Source organism: Amycolatopsis sp. N2S4-7 (genome assembly GCF_058119595.1).
Map to the genome: position 1 here is coordinate 2810531 of NZ_CP172299.1, position 14841 is coordinate 2825371.

Sequence of the window (14841 nt, forward strand, 5' to 3'; positions counted from 1 at the left end):
AGCGCGGGCGGCGCAGTCGCTCGAGCCATGCGGCTGGGCCCGCAAAACGCGGCGCAGAAGCCCTCCCCCAGCGCCTCCCTCAGCCGACCGCGCGGGCGAACCGCTCCGCCACCTCCCGCAGGCGTTCCACCAGGCCCGGCGGGGCCTCCTCCACCACGAAGTCGTACCCCCACTGGGCCAGGTAGTACGGCACCGTGTCCAGGGTGTTCGCCCCGGTGCGGACCCGGCAGCTGTGCTCGTCGATCGCCTCCACCGCGCCGCTCGTCGGGGGTACCCGCCGGGACAGCTCCGACGCCGGTGCCGCCACCCGCAGCACGAGCTGGTGCGGGTAGGGCGCCGTCGAGATCCGGCGGGACACGTACGCCGCCAGGTCCTCTGCCGGGGGTTCGCGCGGGGTGAAGCGGAAGCCCGCCACCGGCACCCCCGTGATCCGGTCCACGCGGAACGTCCGCCAGCCGGCGCGGTCCAGGTCGAACGCCACCAGGTACCAGCGGCGCCCCGTGTGCACCAGTCGCAGGGGCTCGACCGAGCGTTCCGTCTCCGCGCCGGAGCGGTCGCCGTACGGGAAGCGCAGCCGCTCGTGGTCGCGGCAGGCCGCCGCGATCGACGTCAGCACCGACGCGTCGACCGTCGGGCCGCTGCCGGGCAGGGAGATCGTGGCCGCGTGCAGGGCGCCGACCCGTGGCCGCAGGCGCGCGGGCAGCACCTGCTCCAGCTTGGCCAGCGCGCGCACCGACGTCTCTTCGATACCGCTGACCGTGCCGCTCGCCGCCGTGCGCAGGCCGACCGCGACCGCGACGGCTTCGTCGTCGTCCAGCAGCAGCGGCGGCAGCGCGGCACCCGCGCCGAGCCGGTAGCCGCCGGCCACGCCCGGCGTCGCGTGCACCGGGTAGCCGAGGGACCGCAGCCGCTCGACGTCCCGGCGGATCGTCCGGACGTCGACCTCGAGACGCGCCGCGAGGTCGCCGCCCGGCCAGTCCCGCCGGGCCTGCAGGAGCGAGAGCAGCCGCAGCAGCCGTTCCGAAGTGCCGTACATGACACGCAGTGTGCCAGACATCGAGGACAGATCCGGTCCTCGATCGGCCGGATGGTGCACCCGTGCGGTCAAACACTTGCCACGGACGGCGTCCGGCGGAAAGAGTGACGCATGCCGATCGACCCCCACGCCCTGCTCGCCGTCGCCCGGGAAGAAGCCGAGCTGGGCAAGGCCGAAGGCGGCGTCCCGATCGGGGCCGCGCTGTTCGACACCGCGGGCACCCTGCTGGGCCGCGGGCACAACCGGCGCGTGCAGGACGGCGACCCGTCGACGCACGCCGAGACCGCGGCGTTCCGCGACGCCGGCCGGCGTCCGCACTACCGCGACACGATCATGGTCACCACGCTCTCGCCGTGCTGGTACTGCAGCGGGCTCGTCCGTCAGTTCGGGATCGGGCGCGTCGTCATCGGCGAGGCGGAGACGTTCCACGGCGGGCACGACTGGCTCGCCGGGCTCGGCGTGGAGATCACCCTGCTCGACGATCCCGCGTGCACCGCGCTGATGACGGAGTTCATCGCCGCGCGCCCGGACCTGTGGTTCGAGGACATCGGGGTCGAAAAGTCCGAATAGGACAGTGCTTGCTGAGGAGCCGGTATGCCGTCATCCGTTCCGCTCGTGGACCTTTCGCCGTGGTTCGGGGGCACGTCCGAAGGCCGGGCCGAGGTCGCCGGGCAGATCGACCAGGCGCTGCGCGAGTCCGGCTTCCTGCTGGTCACCGGGCACGGCGTGCCGGACGAGCTGCGCACCCGGACCCGTGAGCTGGCGCGGCGCTTCTTCGCGCTGCCCGAGGACGTCAAGCAGCGCTACGCCGTGACCGTCGGCGGCCGCGGCTGGCTGCCCCCGGGCGTGGAGGCCAACGGTTACGCCGAGGGGACCGAGACCCCGCCGGACCTCAAGGAGTCCTACTCGGTGGGCGCGGACGCCCGGATCGGCGTCGCCGAGATCGACGGGTTCTGGTTCCAGCCCAACGTCTGGCCGGACGAGGTGCCCGGGTTCGCCGAAGCCGCCACGGAGTACATGCGCCGGATGCGGGCGCTGTCCGACCACCTGCTCGAGATCTTCGCCGCGGCGCTGGGCCTGGCGGAAAGCCACTTCACCCGGCACACCGGGCACCCGACGTACACGTTCAACATCAACTGGTACCCGCCGATGACCCACGTGGGCACGCCGGAGCCGGACCAGTTCCGCATCGGCCCGCACACCGACTTCGGCACGGTGACGGTGCTCGACCGCCAGGCCGGCGTCGGCGGCCTGCAGGTCTACACCGCGGACGGTGAGTGGGAGGACGCGCCGTTCCACCCGGACGCGTTCACCGTCAACATCGGCGACCTGATGGCCCGCTGGACGGGTGACCGCTGGCGCTCGACGCGCCACCGCGTGCTCCCGCCGGCGAAGAGCGCACCGGAGGAGGACCTGGTGTCGCTGATCTTCTTCTACGAAACCGACCACGACGCCCGGATCACGTCGCTGGCCCCTCCCCTGGGCCGGACGACGTACCCCGAGGTGATCGCGGCGGACTACCTGCGCGAGAAGCTCAACGCGATCACGGTCACCTGAACCTCAGTCGCAGATCTGCCTGGCGATCGCGGCCGGGACGCTTTCGCACAATTCTCCCGTCCCCGCGTTCCGCGGAGCCCAGGTTCCGTTGCGGTAATCGAACAAGACGCTGCCGCCGTCGATTTCGTTGGTGAAGTGAGCGAAAGCCCACGGCGCCACGCAGTTGATGCGCTGCAGTCCTTTTTCGTCGATGACCAGCGCGTCGGACGCTTTCTTGTCGGCCTTGAGCGCGGTTTCCAGCGCGGCTTTGGTCGCCGAGGCGCAAGCGCCCGCCTTGGTCGTCGCCGACTTGGCCGCCTGCGCGGACGTGGTGGCCTGGGCGGGGGCAGCGGCCGGGGCGGCCGTCGGCGCCGTGGCCGTCGTCGCCGTGGCCGTCGGCGCCGCCGTCGTGGGCTGCCCGCCATCCGGCGAATCCTGCTGACCGCTGCAGGCCGAAAGAACCACTCCCGCCACGATGGCGATTCCGACCCCGGACCCGACCCGCGCGAAACGACCCAGCGAATACATTGTTCCCCCTGAATTCCCGGCGGCCCCTCGCCGCCTTCCTGCCATTCAAGACGCCCGGCGGTATTCCCGGTTGCACGGCTTTCCTAACGGAAGGATCACGACCCCGGCTCGGCGCAGACCGTCCGGTTCCGCCCCGCCGCCTTCGCGCGCAGCAACGCCGCTTCCGCCGCCAGCAACGCGTCCGCGAGCACGCCGTCGGCCGGGCAGCTCGCCACACCGATCGACACGGTCACCCCGACGAACTGCGGCCCGTCGCCCGAAGCCTTCAGGGCCACCAGCGTCGAGGCGATCCGCAGCCGGATCCGCTCGGCGATCGCCATGGCGTCGAAGCGGACGGTGCCCGGCAGCAGCACGGCGAACTCCTCGCCGCCGGACCGGCCGACGAGATCGGCGGCCCGGACCTCGTCGCGCAGGGTGTCGGCGACCGCGCGCAGGACCGCGTCGCCGACGCGGGCGCCGTAGCGGTCGTTGAGCTGGCGGAAGTGGTCGAGGTCGAGCAGCAGCAGGGCCGGCCCGGGACCGTGCCTGCCGAGGCGGTCCAGTTCGGCTTCGGCGGCCCCGCGCCACGACGCGCCGGTCAGCACGCCGGTGCCGGGATCGAGGGTGACGTGGTCGCGGCGGCCGCGGCCCAGCCCGCCGCGGTGCAGCACGACGGTGGCGCCGGCCAGCAGCGGCACGAGCAGCGGCGCGGCTCCGGCGGCCCAGGCGAGCGGCAGGCCGAACGCGGTCATCGCGGCGTCGAAGGCGTGCCCCGGCGCGGCTTCGCGCGGACGGCGGGGGCCGTCGGCGGCGGTCACGAGCGCGGCGTTCACCGCGAGGAACACCACCCCGGCGACGGTCAGCAGGACGACGGTGCGGGCGTCGAGGACCTCGCCGAGCGGCCGGACCCCGGTCGCGGTGAGGAAGGCCCCGGCGACGAGACCGGCCAGCGCCGTCGCCGCGGCGCCGAACACCTGCCGGTACACGGGTCTTCTGCGGACCCGGAACCACTGGTGCAGCGCGGAGAGCACGACCAGCGCGACGGCGAGGCCGGGCCGGAGCACGAGCACCCCGGCGAAGATCCACGGGGTGTCGACGCCGGGGCCGAGGAGGGTTTCTTCGCGGTGGCGCTCGGCCGGCCGCGCGAGTTCGGCCGACACCACCATCCCGCCCAGGAGCAGCGCGAACGGCACCAGCATCGTGGCCGGCGGCGGGAACCTCAGCGCCGCGAGCACGACGGCGGCGACGGCGAGGGCGTCGACCACGACGAGGTAGCAGACCTGGCCGCGGCGCGGCAGCCGCCACAGCGCCCACCGCCGCAGGGCCCAGCGCTGCAGGACGACGGCGGGCAGGAACCGGCCGGGGCGGCGTCCCCCGCCGGCTGCGACCGTGGAATCCCCCACCATTTCGGCAAACTAGCCGGTCGGCGGCGCGCTGTCACTCCGCCTTCAGGGGAATCTCACATCACCGACGCTCGGGAACCGCGCGGGCACCGTCAGTCATTTTCCGCCCGAAGAAGGGTTGACACGCAACATTGGTCTAGTCCACTGTGTGGTGGCACACAGCACTCCTCCCGGGTTGATCCCGCCGCCTCAAACCGGAGGTGCTCCACTCTGCGCGTATGGAGGACCCCCATGAAATCAGTGCGCCGTCTCCTCACCCTCGCGGTCGCGGCCGGAGCCGCGATGGCGACGGCGGTCGGCCTCGCCCCGCAGGCCATGGCCGCGGTCGACCCCGTCCTCGCTTCCCCGTACCTGTACCAGTGGGGCGGCCAGACGAGCCCGACCGCCGCGATGTCCGCGACCGGCGTGAAAGCGTTTACCCTCGCGTTCGTGCTGTCCGACGGCACCTGCAACCCCAAGTGGGACGGCAGCCGGTCGCTGACCGGCTCGGACAAGACGATGATCCAGAACATCCGCAACGCGGGCGGGGACGTGATCCCCTCCTTCGGCGGCTGGTCCGGCACGAAGCTGGGCTCGAAGTGCACGTCGGCTTCGGCGCTGGCGGGCGCGTACCAGAAGGTGATCGACGCCTACGGCCTCAAGGCGATCGACCTCGACATCGAGAACACCGACGAGTTCCAGAACAACACGGTGCAGGACCGCATCCTCAACGCGGTCAAGCTGACCAAGCAGAAGAACCCGAACCTCAAGGTCGTCATCACCATCGGCACCACGACGACCGGCCCCGACAGCTGGGGCAAGCGCCTGATCAACCAGGCCAAGGCGATCGGCGCCGGCGTCGACGTCTGGTCGGTCATGCCGTTCGACTTCTCCAGCGGCGGCGACATGGCCGCGATGACGAAGTCCGCGGTCGACGGGCTGAAGAACCAGCTCAAGACCACGTTCGGCTGGACCGACGACACCGCCTACCGGCACAGCGGCCTCTCCTCGATGAACGGCAAGACCGACAACGCGGGCGAGACGGTCACCGTCGCGAACTTCACCTCCATCCGCAGCTACGCGACGAGCCACCACCTGGCCCGCTTCACGTTCTGGGCCACCAACCGCGACTGCAGCGGCGGCGGCGAATGCAGCGGCATCACGCAGGACAAGTACGCGTTCACCAAGATCGTCGCCGGTTACACCGGCTGACACCGGCCCGTAGTGGGGCTGTCGGAGGCCCTCTCACCGGCATCGGGGCCGGTGAGGGGGCCTTCGCGGGTCCCGGTGGACGGGACGGGTTCCGGTGACCGGGAGCCGGATTCCGTCACACCACCGCAACGTTCGTCGCCTACCGTCTTCGCATGACGAGCACCGAAGCGGCCGGCTACGGCGACAAAGTGGTGGCCGTGGAGCCCGGCGGGATCGAACCCGTCGCCGACGCCGACCGGCACGGCAAGCCCCGGCAGCTGGCCTGGACCTGGGCCTCCCCCAACCTCGAGTTCGCGACCGTCTTCGTCGGCGTGCTCGCGGTCACCGCCTTCGGGCTCTCCTTCACCCAGGCCGCGCTCGCCGCCGTGCTCGGGAACGGGCTCGGCGCGCTCGCCCACGGCGTCCTGTCCGCGCGGGGACCCCGGTACGGCGTGCCGCAGATGGTGCTCGGGCGCGCCGCGTTCGGTTACCGCGGAAACCTCCTGCCGGCGGCGCTGATGTCGGTGATGGCCGGCATCGGCTGGTTCGCCGTCAACAGCGTCAGCGGCGCCTTCGCGCTGACCAGCCTCACCGGCCTGCCGGTGCTCGCCTGCCTCGTGCTCGTCGTCGCGCTGCAGATCGCCATCGCCTTCTTCGGCCACAACCTCGTCCAGGCGTACGAGAAGTACGTCTTCCTCGTGCTGGCCGTCGTGTTCGCCGTCGCGAGCGTCGTCACCTTCACCGAGGCCGGGCCCACGACCAACACCGGCAGTGCCGGCGGGTTCCTCCTCGCCGTCGGCACCGCGTTCGGCTACACCGCGGGCTGGAACCCGTACGCCGCCGACTACACGCGCTACCTGCCGAAGACCGCGTCGAAACGCGCGATCGGCCTCTACGCCGGCAGCGGCCTGTTCCTCTCCACCACCGTCCTGATGCTGGCCGGCGCCGCTTCGGCGACCATCGGCGGCCCGGCCGACGCCAACCCGGCGACGGCGTTCACCGGGCACCTCCCCGGCTTCCTCGCCGCCGCGACGCTGCTGGCCATCACGCTCGGCGCGGTCGCCGCGAACGTCCTCAACGTCTACTCCGGCGCGCTGGCCTTCCTCGCCCTCGGCGTCCGGCTGCCCCTGGCCTGGCGCCGCGCCGTCGTCGCGCTCGCCTTCGGCGCGGTCGGGTTCGTGCTGGCCTGGCTCGGGCTCGCCGACGCCGGGCACGCCTACGAGAACTTCCTGCTGGTCATCGCCTACTGGATCGGCCCGTGGCTCGGCGTGCTGCTGGCCGACCACCACCTCCGCCGCGGCACCGGGTTCGGTGAGCTGCTCGCCGACCGCGGCCACCGCAACGTCGCCGGGTTCACCGCGTTCGTCGTCGGGCTGGTCGTGTCCGTCGGGCTGTTCGCGAACCAGGCGCTCTACACCGCGCCGATCCCGAAAGCGGTTCCCGGCACCGGCGACCTGACCTTCGCCGCCGGGTTCGTGCTCGCCGCCGGGACGTACCTGCTCCTGCGCCGTCAGCGCCGGTAGCCGTAGTTCCCGCAGTAGTACGGGTAGCACTGGTAGTAGTTCCAGCGCGGGTCCCATGTGGACGGTGGGGCGGTCGTCGGCGTCGCCGTCTCCGGCGGGGGCGGCAGGTCCACCGTCACCGTCGGGGTGGGCGTCGGCGTCTTGCGCGCGTGCATCACCACCGGGGACGGCGTGGTCGTCTCGGTCGGGATCGCCTGGGCGATCGACGAGGACGGGACGCCGGTGGCCGGCTGCAGCTGCGGGAACTGCGTGGTCTCCGGGACGGGGTCGGGCCGCGTGGCCAGCACCAGCACCAGCCCGCCCAGCACCACGGCCACGCCGGACGCCAGGGCGAACCGCCCGGCGCCGCCCCGTGGCTCGGGAGCCGGGGCCAGGCGATCCGCCGTCACCCCGGCGGCCGTGCTGCGCGACGCCCGCGCCGCCGGCGACGAGCGGGAACCGACCTGCCGCGGCTGGACGCCGGTCTGCCGGAGCAGCTCGTCGACCGTGACCCGGTCCCGCCGCCTGCGCGCACTGCGCGTCATGCACGACCTCCACCCGTTTCCCCCGCCGCCGCGCTCGCCCGCGGCCGCATGATCCGGGTGGATCCTAAGAATCCGCACAGGAATTGTAAACGCGCTGATCGCAGCGCTCTCGTTACCGTTTCGAGACAACCGGATCGCGTTCCCGGCCGTAGTCGTCAACGAGCCGCGAACCGCCGCAGCAGCCCGGCCACCCGCCGGGTCACCGGCGTGAACTCCGGCAGCTTCAGCAGCGCCAGCAACCCGAACGGCACGGCCATCCCGAGCAGGCCCTGGACCGGCAGTTTCACCCACGCGGCGGGGATCTGCCCGAGCGACGCGGGCACCGCGTACCCGGCGAGCACCGCGGCCACCACGCCGAGCCCGCTCACCGACAGGGTGATCAGGCCGACCCGCAGCGATCGCTTGCTGCGCAGGTGCCCGAGCCGGACCCACAGCCAGACCTGGCCGAGCACGGCGCCGACCACGAACCCCGCGCCGTTCACGAGCATCACCCCGTAGACGATGTGCTCGCCGTCGAGCAGGCCGCGGCAGAGGAACAGCAGCGGGATCTTCACGGCGGTCATCACGAGCATGATCAGCGTCGGCGTGCGGGCGTCCTTCATCGCGTAGAACACCCGCAGCTGCAACATGACCAGCGCGAACGGCAGCAGCCCGACGGCGGAGACGGCGAGGGTCTGGCCGAGCCGCTCGGCGTCGTCCAGCGTGCCGCGGCCCCAGGTGAAGATCGCGATGCCGACCGGGGTGCCGACGACGGCGAGCGCCGCGGAGATCGGCACGAAGAGGACCGTGGAGATGCGGGAGGCGAGCGAGAGGTCGCCGACCAGCGAGACCGTGTCGCCGTCCGCGGCGGCGCGGCTCATCCGCGGCATCAGCGCGGTCAGCAGCGAGACGCCGAGGATGCCGTACGGCAGCTGGAAGAGCAGGGACGCGTAGCTGTAGGCCGTGACGCCACCGCTGGTGCCGCCGGTCAGCACCCGCGTGGTGACGACGAACCCGACGTGGCTCACCACGACGTAGCCGAGGATCCACGCGGCGAGCCCGCCGAACTCCTTGATCCGCGGGTCGAACCCCCAGCGCCAGCGGAACCGGAACCCGGTGCGCCGCAACGCCGGGACCAGCACGACCGCCTGGACCACGATGCCGAGCGTGGTGCCGAGGCCGAGCACGAGCAGCTTCGGGTCGCTCATCCGGACCGGGTCGAGGGTGAGCTCCCCCGGCACCACGGCGAACACGACGAGCGTGCCGGTGACGACGACGTTGTTCAGGACCGGCGCCCACGCCGGCGGGCCGAAGACGTTCTGGGCGTTGAGGATCGCCGAAAGCAGCGCGAAGAGGCCGTAGAACAGGATCTGGGGCAGCAGCAGGTACGCCAAAGCCGTGGTCAGCTCCGGGTTGGCCGTCGCGGACGATTTGTCGACGTAGAGCGCGGTGAAGAGCGGCGCGATCGCCACCGCGACGGCCGTGCCGACGGTGAGCAGCACGAGCGCCATCGTGATCAGCCGCTGCGTGTAGGCGCGGCCGCCGTCCGGGTCGTCCTGGGAGCGGACCAGCAGCGGCACGACGACGCTGGCCAGCACGCCGCCGAAGAGCAGTTCGAACACGATGTTGGGCAGGGTGTTCGCGACGGTGAAGGAGTCGTTGGCGACGCCGGTCCCGACCACCGCGGCCAGCAGCAGCTTGGCGACGAACCCGGTGACCCGGCTGACGGCCGAGGCGACCGCCATCCGCCCGCTCGAGCGGGCCAGTGACGAGCCGGCGCCTTCCCCGCGGCCGGCGCTGACCGGCGACGCGGGTGGCCGGGCGACGATCTGGGTGGCGAACTCGTCGTAGGGCCGCCGGGAGACGTCGGGGTCGTGGGTCGGCCAGTGCGGTCCGCGCAGTTCACTGGGCAGGAAGACCGTCGCCTCGTCGTCCACCGGGGGTGGGAGATCCGCCATGGCAACAGACTGCCAGGTCAGGGGCCTGCGTGGCAGGTCTTTCGGCACCGAACGTGCGAGCGATACCGCGACGCTGCGTGACGCGCGGGGAGGGGATCAGGCGGCGACGGTGACCGCCAGCGCGGCGCGGCCGGCTTCGGTCAGCTCGGCCGGGACGCGCCCGGTGGCGCCTTCGACGGCGGGGCGGAGGTAGCCGCCGTGGGCCAGCGCGTGCGCCGTCATCTGATCGCAACAAGCGAATCCGTCGACGAAGAGGTCGGGCTCGCAGCTGCACGACATCTGGGCGCGGCCTGCTGCCACCGCCCTCAGCATCGCCATCGCGCGGTGGGTGAGCTCGACTCCTGAACCGGACACCGGACTGCCTTCCTGTGCTTGATGCTTACACCGAGTCATCGCCCGTTGGGCCGATGGTGTTACTTACGACACTAGGACGTCCGGGAGGGGGCCGGGGTTCCAGCGGCGGAATGTCTGTCTCAAGGCAGACGCGCTCGCGGTGGCCGGCTGCTCGAATCGAGGCGTGAACGCACTGACCAAGCTGGGGACGGCCGTCGCCGGGAGCGTGGTCCTGCTCGCCGGTAGTGCCGGGATCGCCACGGCCGGCGGGGGTTTCGCGTGGCGGGATTGTTACGACGGGCTGTCGTGCACCGAGATGCGGGTGCCCGCCGACTGGGACGGCCCGGCCGGCGGCGCCACCGTCACCGTCCCGCTGCTCAAGATCCCGGCCCGGGACCGGAAGCTCGGCACCCTCCTGGTGAACCCCGGCGGTCCGGGGCAGTCGATCCCGCTCTTCGCGGTCCCGGGCTACCGCGACCAGTTCGCCGACCTCGCGCAGCGGTTCGACGTCGTGGTGTTCGACCCGCGCGGCCTCGACGTCACGTGCCCGACGGCGACCCCCGCACCGCTGCGGGGGCCGCTGGACGAGACCGCGTACGACGCCTACGCCGCCGCCAACGCGAAGTTCGCGGTGGACTGCACCACCGCCATGGGCGACGTCCGCGGTCACCTCGGCGCCCGGCAGGTCGCCCACGACATGGACGCGGTCCGGGCCCGGCTGGGCGAGCCGCGGCTCGACTACTTCGGCAGCTCGTACGGGACGGTGTACGGGCAGGAGTACGCCGCGCTGTTCGGCTCCCGCGTCGGGCGCATGTACCTCGACAGCGCCCTGGACCACACCCGGCCGGACCCGGCGGCGTGGGCGCGGGCCGGTGCCGTGACGGCCGAACGCAACCTGTTCCGGATGGCCCGGTGGTGCGCCGAAGACGCCGGCTGCGCGCTGCACGGCCAGGACGTCGTCGCCGTCTGGGACCGGCTGCTCGCGACACCGGACGCGCCGATGATCATCGCGTGGGCCGCGGCGCGGATCGGCGACGACCGCAGCCGGCCCGCCCTCACCACGGGAATCGCCCAGGCGGCCGCCGGCGACACGTCGGCGATGGTGCCCCGGCCCGGGCCGCCCGACGCGCGCCTCGCCCGGTCGGCGTTCTGCGCGGACTTCCCCGCGCCCGACGGCTTCCCGGCCTTGCGACGGGTGGAGGCCGAGCTGCGGGCGGCCGCGCCGCGGCTGGGGTGGGCGGCGCACCCGTGGCGGGTGTCCGGCCACTGCTCCGGCCTGCCCCGGATCGGGCTGAACCCGCCCGCCCCGCTGCCGCCGATGCCGCGGGTCCTGGTCGCGAACGGCGACGACGACCCGCTGACCCCCGCGGAGCACGGCCGCCGCGTCGCGGCCCAGCTGCACGGGACGTACCTGCCCGCGGCCGGGAGCCACGCGCTTTACCTGCGGGGCAACGCCTGCGTACGGGCCTACGTGCACCGGTGGCTGCAGGACGGGGAGTTGCCGGCGCCCGGATCGCGCTGCGGCGGTACGGCCTGACGGCGCGGAAGGCTTCATGCCGTGGCGGAGATCTCGGCGCGGCCGCGGCCGTCGTGCTCAGCTCGACCTCGGGGGCGCCCGCCGGGCAGGGCCACCGACCGGGCCGCAACCGTGGCGAGCGCGGCAGCGGGGCCTTCGGAGGCACCCACCGGACGTGTACAACGTGGACATGGCCACCGACCACCCGACCGGACCGTGGCGATCCCTGTCCCGCCTCGGCGGCACCACGACCGGCGACCTCCTCGTCACCGCGGCGGCCGCGGCCGTCGTGCTCGGTCTCGGGCTGGCCGAACGGGCCGCCGCTCCGCTCACCGTCGCCGCGGCCTCCGCGGTGGTCGCCGCACCTCTGCTCCTCCGCCGCCGCGTTCCCCTGACCGCCGCCGTGCTCTGCGCCGGCGTCGTGATCGGGGCCGCCGTGCCGGGCTGGCCCGGGCGGCTGGTCGCCATGGCCGCGTTCGGGTCGGCCGCCTACCACCGGCCGCGGGTGGCCGTGCTCGTCTGCTCCGTCGGCTGGCTCGTCGTGCTGGCCGTCGCCGGCGTGCGGCCGGCGGGGGCGACCACCTACACCGACCTCGTGCTCCTCGGCGTCGCCCCGGTCGCGGCCGGCTACGCCCTGCGGCTGCACCGCGACCGCGCCGAGCAAGCCGCCCGGCTCTACCGGGAGGGGACCCGCCGCGTCGTCGCCGAGGAACACGCCCGCGTCGCGCGCGAGGTGCACGACGCCGTCGGCCACCACCTCACCGTGATCCGGATGCAGGCCACCGCCGTCCGCCACGTCGCCCGCGAGCTGCCACCGGTCGCCGACCGGGCCCTGGCCACCATCGCCGACGCCTCGGCCTCCGCCCTGGCCGAGGTGCGTGCCGCGCTGCCCGCGAACGGGACCTCACTGTCCGATTTGGACACTTTGGTCGAACGCACGACGGGTCAGGGCCGCACCGTCACCCTCACCCGGAGCGGCCCGGCGGCGCCGCTGCCGGCGCTGGTCGACCACGCCGGCTACCGGCTGGCCCAGGAAGCGCTCACCAACGTCCTGCGCCACTCCGACGCGACCCGCGTCGACCTGCGCGTCGACCACCGCCCGGACGCCGTCGTGATCACCGTGGCGGACAACGGGTCCACCCGGCCCGGCGCTCCCGCCGAAGGCGCCGGCCTGCGCGGCATGCGGGAGCGGACCCGGCTGCTCGGCGGCACCCTGCGCATCGAACCCCACCACCCGACCGGCTGGCGAGTCGAAGCGCGGCTCCCCCGGTGATCCGCACCCTGCTCGCCGACGACCAGGAGCCGATCCGCTGGGCCCTGCGCCTGGTCCTCGACGCCGAAGAAGACATCGAGGTGGTCGCCGAGGCCGCCGACGGTGTCGAAGCCGTCGAAAAGGCCCGGTGGTGCGGTGTCGACGTCGTGGTGCTCGACCTGCGGATGCCGCGCCTGGACGGGATCGCCGCCATCCGCCGGATCGCCGAGTCGGTCAACCCCGCGCCGGCCGTCGTCGCGCTGACGACGTTCGACGTCGACGAGTACCTGTTCGGCGCGCTCCGGGCGGGCGCGGCCGGGTTCGTGCTCAAGGACAGCGAGCCGGCGCTGCTGGTCGACGCCGTCCGCGCGGCGGCGAAGGGCCAGGGGCTGCTCGACCCGCAGGTCACCCGCCGCACCCTCCGCCGGCTCGCCGAGCCCGCACCCCCGAAGGCCCCGGCCGGGCTGGAGCTGCTGACCCCGCGCGAACGCGAAGTGCTGCGGCACGTGGCGCTGGGCCTGAGCAACGCCGAGATCGCCGCTGCCCTCACCGTCGGCGAAGGCACGGTGAAGACGCACGTGGCGCGGGTGCTGGCCAAGCTCGGCCTGCGCACCCGGGTCCACCTCGTGATCTACGTCTACGAGCACGGGCTCCTGGACTGACTCACCCGGCCAGCCGCACTTCCAGGGTGCGGGCCCACTCCCGGACGATCTGGCGCCGGCGGCGGGTGTCGTCGGTGAGCAGATTCGCCAGGCCGAGGCCGCGCCCGAGGTCCAGGGTGGCCTGGACCAGCTCCCGCACCCCCGGCCGGGACTCGTCGACGCCGAGCAGCTCGACCGTGACCCGGTGCGCCTCCCGCCCGACCCGCGCTTCCAGCGGCACCAGCACGTCCCGCAGCGCGTCGTCGGTGGCCGCAACCGACCAGAGCTGCAGGGCGGCGCGGAACAGCGGCCCGGTGTAGAGGTTCAGCACCATTTCGACGACGCGCTCGATGCGGGACGTCCCGGTCGGCAGGTCGGCGGCCCGGGCCCGCAGCTCGTCGATCTGGGACTCCCCGAGCAGGTCGACGGCCGCCACCACGAGGTCCTCGCGGGTCGGGAAGTGGTGCTGCGCGGCGCCGCGGGAGACGCCGGCGCGTTCGGCGATCCCGGCCACCGTGACGCCGTACCAGCCGCGCTCGCCGAAGCTGTCGAGCGCGGCCTCGATCAGCCGCCGCCGCGTGGTGCGGCTGCGTTCCTGCTGGGGTTCGCGGATGCCGGTCAAGCCGGTTCGACCCAGAAGTCGAGCTGGAGGTCCTCTTCCGAAGCGCCGCCGACGCGGTACTTCGCGAAGTCGGTGACGCCCGCGGCGCGCAGGACCTCGTCGTCGAGGAAGAAGTTCCCGGTCGCCTCGCGGCTGGGCTTGGTGAGGATCACGTACGCGGCGTCGGCCATGATCTCCGGCGTCCGGCTGCGGTCGGCCAGCTCCGCGCCGACGACGTTGCGGATCGCCGCGGTGTCGATCGTCGTCCGCGGCCACAGCGAGTTGACCGCGACGCCGTCCTTCTTCAGCTCCGCGGCCAGGCCGACGGTCACCAGGCTCATCGAGTACTTCGCGATGCTGTAGGCGAGGTGGCCGGCGGTGAACCACTTCTCGTCGAGGCTGATCGGCGGCGACAGCGTCAGGATGTGCGCGTTGGCGGACCGCCGCAGGTGCGGGATGGCCAGTTTGGACAGCAGGAAGGTGCCGCGCGCGTTGATGTCCTGCATCAGGTCGTAGCGTTTCATGCTGACCTGCTCGGTCGGCGTCAGGTCGATCGCGCTCGCGTTGTTCACGACGATGTCGATGCCGCCGAACTGCTCGGCGGTCTTCGCCACGGCGGCGGCGACGCTGTCGTCGTCGCGGACGTCACCGAGGATCGGCAACGCGTGCCCGCCCGCCTTCTCGATGGCCTCCGCGGCGGTGTAGATCGTGCCGGGCAGCTTCGGGTGCGGCTCGGCGGTCTTGGCCAGCAGCGCGATGTTCGCGCCGTCCTTCGCGGCCCGGAGCGCGATCGCCTCGCCGATGCCGCGGCTGCCGCCGGACATGATGATCGTCTTGCCGTCCAAAGCGGACATGCGACTCT

15 protein-coding genes are annotated in these 14841 nt (G+C 73.1%); 7 read left to right on the top strand and 8 right to left on the bottom strand.

All coding sequences use genetic code 11. The annotated features are described in order from the left end of the window. Positions 1–79: 79 nt before the first annotated feature. The gene (locus ACH54P_RS13030; protein ID WP_489912636.1) at positions 80–1036 is read right to left on the bottom strand and encodes a helix-turn-helix transcriptional regulator; all 957 of its coding nucleotides are present in this window, start codon (positions 1034–1036) and stop codon (positions 80–82) included. A 111-nt stretch (positions 1037–1147) separates the two neighbouring features. On the opposite strand from ACH54P_RS13030, the gene ACH54P_RS13035 reads away from it, so the two are divergent. Then, positions 1148–1606 (top strand): nucleoside deaminase, encoded by a 459-nt coding sequence (locus ACH54P_RS13035; protein ID WP_489912637.1) that lies wholly within the window; start codon positions 1148–1150, stop codon positions 1604–1606. A gap of 24 nt (positions 1607–1630) precedes the next feature. After that, positions 1631–2593, top strand: coding sequence for an isopenicillin N synthase family dioxygenase (locus tag ACH54P_RS13040; RefSeq protein ID WP_489912638.1), 963 nt, complete (start codon positions 1631–1633; stop codon positions 2591–2593). 3 nt (positions 2594–2596) lie between these two features. Here ACH54P_RS13040 and ACH54P_RS13045 read toward each other — a convergent pair whose 3' ends face one another. Together ACH54P_RS13045 and ACH54P_RS13050 are read right to left on the bottom strand one after the other, a co-directional pair. Next, entirely contained in the window at positions 2597–3100 is a 504-nt protein-coding gene (locus tag ACH54P_RS13045; RefSeq protein ID WP_489912639.1) for a hypothetical protein, read from the bottom strand. 95 nt (positions 3101–3195) lie between these two features. Further along, positions 3196–4485, bottom strand: a complete 1290-nt coding sequence (locus ACH54P_RS13050) for a GGDEF domain-containing protein (protein WP_489912640.1) — start codon at positions 4483–4485, stop codon at positions 3196–3198. A gap of 228 nt (positions 4486–4713) precedes the next feature. Here ACH54P_RS13050 and ACH54P_RS13055 point away from each other — a divergent pair, with 228 nt between their 5' ends. Together ACH54P_RS13055 and ACH54P_RS13060 are read left to right on the top strand one after the other, a co-directional pair. Continuing rightward, complete coding sequence (locus ACH54P_RS13055) at positions 4714–5673, top strand: chitinase (RefSeq protein WP_489912641.1); 960 nt, start codon at positions 4714–4716, stop codon at positions 5671–5673. 152 nt (positions 5674–5825) lie between these two features. Continuing rightward, positions 5826–7175 carry a purine-cytosine permease family protein gene (locus ACH54P_RS13060; protein WP_489912642.1) on the top strand — a complete coding sequence of 450 codons (1350 nt, stop codon included), beginning with the start codon at positions 5826–5828 and terminating at the stop codon, positions 7173–7175. Here ACH54P_RS13060 and ACH54P_RS13065 read toward each other — a convergent pair. From ACH54P_RS13065 to ACH54P_RS13075, 3 genes are all read right to left on the bottom strand, one after another. After that, positions 7163–7699 carry a hypothetical protein gene (locus tag ACH54P_RS13065; RefSeq protein ID WP_489912643.1) on the bottom strand — a complete coding sequence of 179 codons (537 nt, stop codon included), beginning with the start codon at positions 7697–7699 and terminating at the stop codon, positions 7163–7165. The genes ACH54P_RS13060 and ACH54P_RS13065 overlap by 13 nt on opposite strands. 155 nt (positions 7700–7854) lie before the next feature. Further along, positions 7855–9636 carry a murein biosynthesis integral membrane protein MurJ gene (gene murJ, locus ACH54P_RS13070; protein WP_489912644.1) on the bottom strand — a complete coding sequence of 594 codons (1782 nt, stop codon included), beginning with the start codon at positions 9634–9636 and terminating at the stop codon, positions 7855–7857. A 96-nt stretch (positions 9637–9732) separates the two neighbouring features. Further along, entirely contained in the window at positions 9733–9990 is a 258-nt protein-coding gene (locus tag ACH54P_RS13075; RefSeq protein ID WP_489912645.1) for a hypothetical protein, read from the bottom strand. A gap of 163 nt (positions 9991–10153) precedes the next feature. Here ACH54P_RS13075 and ACH54P_RS13080 point away from each other — a divergent pair, with 163 nt between their 5' ends. The 3 genes from ACH54P_RS13080 to ACH54P_RS13090 all read left to right on the top strand — a co-directional run bounded on the left by ACH54P_RS13080 (position 10154) and on the right by ACH54P_RS13090 (position 13399). Beyond that, on the top strand, positions 10154–11506 hold the full coding sequence (locus ACH54P_RS13080) for an alpha/beta fold hydrolase (protein WP_489912646.1): 1353 nt from the start codon (positions 10154–10156) through the stop codon (positions 11504–11506). Positions 11507–11675: 169 nt separating this feature from the next. After that, positions 11676–12758 (top strand): sensor histidine kinase, encoded by a 1083-nt coding sequence (locus ACH54P_RS13085; RefSeq protein ID WP_489912647.1) that lies wholly within the window; start codon positions 11676–11678, stop codon positions 12756–12758. After that, a complete protein-coding gene (locus ACH54P_RS13090; protein ID WP_489912648.1) occupies positions 12755–13399 on the top strand; it encodes a response regulator in 645 nt (214 codons plus the stop codon). Before ACH54P_RS13085 ends, ACH54P_RS13090 begins: the two co-directional genes overlap by 4 nt. 1 nt (position 13400) lies before the next feature. Here the strand turns inward: ACH54P_RS13090 and ACH54P_RS13095 are convergent, their stop codons facing one another. Continuing rightward, positions 13401–14000 (bottom strand): TetR/AcrR family transcriptional regulator, encoded by a 600-nt coding sequence (locus tag ACH54P_RS13095; protein WP_489912649.1) that lies wholly within the window; start codon positions 13998–14000, stop codon positions 13401–13403. After that, positions 13997–14833 (bottom strand): SDR family oxidoreductase, encoded by an 837-nt coding sequence (locus tag ACH54P_RS13100; protein ID WP_489912650.1) that lies wholly within the window; start codon positions 14831–14833, stop codon positions 13997–13999. The genes ACH54P_RS13095 and ACH54P_RS13100 overlap by 4 nt, the downstream gene beginning before the upstream one ends. Positions 14834–14841 lie beyond the last annotated feature (8 nt).